At 44.6% G+C, this 6,105-nt stretch carries 3 protein-coding genes, 1 tRNA gene and 2 rRNA genes (1 of these 6 running past the window's edge); all 6 read right to left on the bottom strand.

The features are described 5' to 3' along the window. A 23S ribosomal RNA gene (locus tag IGI41_RS00585) occupies positions 1-15 on the bottom strand; it reaches 2,900 nt to the left of the window's first position. Positions 16-193: 178 nt separating this feature from the next. After that, positions 194-266, bottom strand: a tRNA-Ala gene (locus tag IGI41_RS00580). Positions 267-342: 76 nt separating this feature from the next. Then, positions 343-1,902: ribosomal RNA gene (locus IGI41_RS00575) — 16S ribosomal RNA — on the bottom strand. Together the 16S and 23S rRNA genes with 1 tRNA gene alongside form the textbook arrangement of a ribosomal RNA operon. A gap of 653 nt (positions 1,903-2,555) precedes the next feature. Beyond that, complete coding sequence (gene lysS / locus IGI41_RS00570; RefSeq protein ID WP_430610653.1) at positions 2,556-4,049, bottom strand: lysine--tRNA ligase; 1,494 nt, start codon at positions 4,047-4,049, stop codon at positions 2,556-2,558. A 100-nt stretch (positions 4,050-4,149) separates the two neighbouring features. Beyond that, on the bottom strand, positions 4,150-5,160 hold the full coding sequence (gene dusB / locus IGI41_RS00565; RefSeq protein ID WP_430610651.1) for a tRNA dihydrouridine synthase DusB: 1,011 nt from the start codon (positions 5,158-5,160) through the stop codon (positions 4,150-4,152). Beyond that, a complete protein-coding gene (gene hslO / locus IGI41_RS00560; RefSeq protein WP_430610649.1) occupies positions 5,161-6,042 on the bottom strand; it encodes an Hsp33 family molecular chaperone HslO in 882 nt (293 codons plus the stop codon). Positions 6,043-6,105 lie beyond the last annotated feature (63 nt).

Below are 6,105 nucleotides of genomic sequence, written 5' to 3'. Positions count from 1 at the left end.
CTTATTCACTTAACCTTTGACCTTACGGTCGGTTTTTCAAGCACTTCTTCTAGCGATAGAAGGTTACTTGACTAAAATAAGCGTTGAACTTATTAAAAAACTCTTTTTTTGTTCAACTCGGTGTGTGTTACTTGTTTTGATTTCTTCAATATCCAGTTTTCAATGAACAATACATAACGACCAATGTCGTTAATGGAGCCTAGCGGGATCGAACCGCTGACCTCCTGCGTGCAAAGCAGGCGCTCTCCCAGCTGAGCTAAGGCCCCGGGTATTTACTTGAGAGTAGACCTCTCAAAACTGAACAAAGGCAAACGATGTGTAGTCTTCCGAAATATTCCTTAGAAAGGAGGTGATCCAGCCGCACCTTCCGATACGGCTACCTTGTTACGACTTCACCCCAATCATCTATCCCACCTTAGGCGGCTGGCTCCAAAAAGGTTACCTCACCGACTTCGGGTGTTACAAACTCTCGTGGTGTGACGGGCGGTGTGTACAAGGCCCGGGAACGTATTCACCGCGGCGTGCTGATCCGCGATTACTAGCGATTCCGGCTTCATGTAGGCGAGTTGCAGCCTACAATCCGAACTGAGAGAAGCTTTAAGAGATTAGCTTAGCCTCGCGACTTCGCAACTCGTTGTACTTCCCATTGTAGCACGTGTGTAGCCCAGGTCATAAGGGGCATGATGATTTGACGTCATCCCCACCTTCCTCCGGTTTGTCACCGGCAGTCTCGCTAGAGTGCCCAACTAAATGATGGCAACTAACAATAAGGGTTGCGCTCGTTGCGGGACTTAACCCAACATCTCACGACACGAGCTGACGACAACCATGCACCACCTGTCACTTTGCCCCCGAAGGGGAAGCTCTATCTCTAGAGTGGTCAAAGGATGTCAAGACCTGGTAAGGTTCTTCGCGTTGCTTCGAATTAAACCACATGCTCCACCGCTTGTGCGGGCCCCCGTCAATTCCTTTGAGTTTCAACCTTGCGGTCGTACTCCCCAGGCGGAGTGCTTAATGCGTTTGCTGCAGCACTGAAGGGCGGAAACCCTCCAACACTTAGCACTCATCGTTTACGGCGTGGACTACCAGGGTATCTAATCCTGTTCGCTCCCCACGCTTTCGAGCCTCAGCGTCAGTTACAGACCAGAGAGCCGCCTTCGCCACTGGTGTTCCTCCATATATCTACGCATTTCACCGCTACACATGGAATTCCACTCTCCTCTTCTGCACTCAAGTCTCCCAGTTTCCAATGACCCTCCCCGGTTGAGCCGGGGGCTTTCACATCAGACTTAAGAAACCGCCTGCGCTCGCTTTACGCCCAATAAATCCGGACAACGCTTGCCACCTACGTATTACCGCGGCTGCTGGCACGTAGTTAGCCGTGGCTTTCTGGTTAGATACCGTCAAGGGATGAACATTCTACTCTCATCCTTGTTCTTCTCTAACAACAGAGTTTTACGATCCGAAAACCTTCTTCACTCACGCGGCGTTGCTCGGTCAGACTTTCGTCCATTGCCGAAGATTCCCTACTGCTGCCTCCCGTAGGAGTCTGGGCCGTGTCTCAGTCCCAGTGTGGCCGATCACCCTCTCAGGTCGGCTATGCATCGTTGCCTTGGTGAGCCGTTACCTCACCAACTAGCTAATGCACCGCGGGTCCATCCATCAGTGACGCAAAAGCGCCTTTCAACTTTCTTCCATGCGGAAAATAGTGTTATACGGTATTAGCACCTGTTTCCAAGTGTTATCCCCTTCTGATGGGTAGGTTACCCACGTGTTACTCACCCGTTCGCCACTCTTTTTCTTTCGGTGGAGCAAGCTCCGGTGAAAGAAAAAGCGTTCGACTTGCATGTATTAGGCACGCCGCCAGCGTTCGTCCTGAGCCAGGATCAAACTCTCATAATGATTTGTTTGAACGATCCAAAGGATCGTTAAGCTCATAAAAATTAACTTTTGCTAGCTATTGCTTGCATGTATTTGCTTCATATAATGAAGCGTCCTACACATTGGTTCGTTTGCTTGCTTTGTTCAGTTTTCAAAGGTCTACGTTGTTGCGTTAGCAACTTTTATATCATATCAGAGTGACAAGTGATTGTCAACACTTTTTATAAAAGTTTTTTTCGCTCGTTGTTTTTTCGACAACGTTGCGGCTGCCTTAGCAACTTCATTATAATAACAAATGATTTGTTATTTGTCAACAACTTTTTTCAATTAATTTGTTGTCATATCAACAACCGTTAATCGTTTTATTTTTGCGACTTCGTTATAATATCATTTGTATTCTTGTGCGTCAACCCTTTTTTTCAAAAAGTTTTTTTGACCTCTCAGGTCATTTGGCACATGTAATAATATACCAACTAAACGCCTATCGGTCAATCATTTTCTATTTATTTTTTCAATATTTTCAAAAGCCGTTCAATGGCTATTAAATGCTATATATCGTTCGCCATTCATCCGTTTTCTTTTGCTTTCCTCTTAAAATGCGTTCTGCGATCGCTGTTTTTTAACCAAAGAAAAAAACCGTTCCTCCTGAAACGAGGCAACGGTTTTTTACATGATTATCTCATGGTTGGGAATAACAAGACATCTCGAATTGATTGGGCATCTGTCAACAGCATGACTAAGCGATCGATACCGATTCCTAATCCACCTGTTGGCGGCATGCCGTATTCTAATGCTTCTAGGAAATCTTCATCCACGCCATGCGCTTCATCGTTTCCTGCTTCACGTTCTTTTTCTTGTGCTTCAAAACGTTCTCGTTGATCGATTGGATCATTCAACTCTGTAAATGCGTTAGCAAACTCTCTTCCAACGATAAATAGTTCGAAACGATCCGTAAAGCGACCGTCTTCTGGATTTTTCTTCGCTAATGGTGATACTTCCACCGGGTGCCCAAAGACAAACGTTGGTTGTTGCAACGTTTCTTCCACGAATGTTTCAAAGAATTCATTGATGATATGGCCGACGGACATAGCATCAGTGATTTCAACATGATGTTTTTGAGCCAATTGGCGCGCTTCTTCCACACTCATTGGCTGCCAGAAATCGACACCCGTTTCGTTCTTAATGGCATCTACCATATGAATACGGGCAAAATCGCTGGCTAAATCAACTGTTTGCCCATCATATTGAATCGTCGCTGTTTGCAACACTTTTTCTGCAGCATGGCGAATGATTCCTTCGGTTAAATCCATCACATCTTTGAAGTCCGTATAAGCTGTGTAAGCTTCTAACATCGTAAACTCAGGATTGTGGGTTGTATCGATTCCTTCATTTCTGAAAACACGGCCAATTTCATAGACTTTTTCCATCCCACCGACAATCAAGCGTTTTAAATGCAACTCCAGCGCAATCCGCAAGTACAGATCAATATCTAATGCGTTATGATGTGTAATAAATGGACGTGCCGCCGCACCGCCTGCTTGGTTATGCAAGACTGGTGTTTCGACTTCAATATATCCATGGCTATCTAAATAACGGCGAATTTCACTAATGATCAGACTCCGTTTCATAAAGCGATCAAAACTTTCTTTGTTGCTGATCAAATCAAGATAACGTTGACGATAACGTTGTTCGATATTTGTCAACCCATGGTATTTATCTGGTAAAGGACGCAAGGCTTTAGATAAAATCACGATTTCTTTGGCTTTAACAGTTACTTCACCAGTATCAGTTTTCATAATTTCACCTGATACACCAAAAAAATCACCTAAATCTGCATGCTTAAAAACGTCATATGGTTCATCACCCACTTGATCTTTGCGGACATAAATTTGAATCTGGCCTTCGCGGTCTTGCAGATGGGCAAATCCTGCTTTCCCTTTTCCGCGTTTGGTTACAATTCTACCTGCTATACTGGCAGAAAGATGCATTTCAGCTAATTCTTCTTTGGTACGTTGATCAAACAGCTCATGTAACTCGGCAGAATTATGGGTGCGGTCAAATCGCTTCCCAAAAGGATCGATACCTTCTTCCCGTAATTTGTCCATTTTTTCACGGCGAACCAGCATTTGATCATTTAATTCTTCTTGTATTTGTCGTTCCTCTGTCACGAGTTTTCCTCCATTCTTAACTTGCGCTTCCTTCTTATAATGCCAATGAACATCTAAAAAATCAAGCCGAACTTTTGAATCGGCTTGATTTATTGCTCATTTAGGAGGGATTTGGTACCCCTTGTGCTTCCGTTTTTTCAACAAAAGCGTCTAACAGATCAAAAATCGTTTGTTTATTCTCCGCTTGATTGATCGCTGCTTTGACTTTCGCAGCACGGGAGATTCCTTTCAAATAGTAGGCGGCATGTTGCCTAAATTCCCGCGAAGCGATTGCTTCACCTTTCAAATCAGATAGACGATCTAGATGTAGTTTGGCTGTCGTGATTTTTTCTCTGGCAGACGGTTCCGGTAAAAGTTCCCCAGTTTCTAAATAATGTTTGGTTCGGTGGATCATCCACGGATTGCCTAAGGCAGCCCGACCAATCATCACTGCATCTGCACCAACTTCTTCCAACATACGCTTGGCATCTTCTGGTGTTTTGACATCTCCATTACCCATAAATGGAATCGTAAGCTGTTGTTTGACCCGTTTCAATACATCCCAATCAGCTGTACCTTCGTACATTTGGACTCTTGTGCGACCATGCATCCCAATAGCTGCGGCACCTGCTGCTTCGGCGGCTAAGGCATTTTCCACCGCAAAGACATGTGCTTCATCCCAGCCGATCCGCATTTTAACAGTGACTGGCTTATCAATAGCACTAGATACTGCGTGAACCATTTCGTAGACTTTATCTGGATCAAGCAGCCACTTGGCACCTGCTTCTGCTTTGATGATTTTGTTCACTGGGCAGCCCATGTTGATGTCGATAATGTCTGCTGACGTATTTTCAGCAACAAATTGCGCAGCTTCTACTAAAGAAGCTTTATTTCCACCGAAGATCTGAATACTCAACGGATGTTCTGTTTCATCGATAAACAGCATGTCTAATGTTTTCTTATTCCGCAGCTGAATACCTTTGTCACTGATCATTTCACAAACAACTAAGCCGGCCCCAAATTCCTTGACTGTGACGCGAAATGCTGAGTTGGTGATACCCGCCATCGGTGCAACAACGACACGATTGGGAATCTCAACCGAGCCAATCGACCATGTATGTGATTCTTTCAATTATGCACTCGCCTCTTTCTTTAACTCAGTCAGTTCTGCTTCGTCAAAATGATACTTGTTGCCGCAGAATGAACAAACAGCTTCCGCACTATGGTCCTCGTCGATCATCGCTTGGATCTCTTGTGCCCCCAATGTGATGATTGCTGTGGCAAATTTTTCTTTGTTGCAATCACAGCGAAATTGGACTGGCATCGTATCTAAAACTTCTACACTGGTATTTGGCAGCAATGTAGCCAAAATTTCTTCTGGCGTTTGCCCTTCGTCGATCAACGTTGATACCCGTGGCAATTCCTTTAGCCTTGTTTCGATAGCTGCAATGATTTCTTCGCTGGCACCCGGCATGATTTGCAGCATAAAGCCGCCCGCTGCCCGAATCGTGTCGTCCGTCTCAACCAATACACTTAAACCTACTGCAGAAGGGACTTGTTCAGAAACAGCTAAATAGTAAGTAAAATCTTCCCCTAGCTCTCCCGAAACAATCGGTGTTTGCCCCGAAAAAGGTTCTTTCAGCCCCAAATCTTTGATGACGGTAAAAATCCCTTGATTGCCAACGGCGCCTCTTACATCTAATTTTCCAGCTGCATTCAACGGCAAACTGATATGTGGATTTTTTATGTATCCTTTAACGTCCCCGTGGCCATTGCTATCAACAACGATTGCTCCGGCAGGACCATTTCCTTGAATCTTTACGGTCAGCTTATCTTCCCCTTTTAAGGTACTGCCCAACAGAAGCCCCCCCACCATACTGCGTCCAAGTGCAGCTGATGCTGTATTCCATGTTTGATGGCGTCTTTGCGCTTCAGCAACAGTTTCAGTAGCTGATACGGCATAAGCGCGCACAAAACCATCATAAGCCAACGCTTTAACTAAATAATCTTTCATGATAAATCTCCTTTTCATTCATTAGTGAATCATACTAGGAAGTGTCTTTTTTTTCAACTGTCT

Source organism: Enterococcus sp. DIV0876, from assembly GCF_050529585.1.
GTDB lineage: Bacteria > Bacillota > Bacilli > Lactobacillales > Enterococcaceae > Enterococcus_D.
The sequence above is the reverse complement of the archived record's forward strand: the minus strand, read 5'-3'. Positions and strand labels throughout refer to the sequence as shown.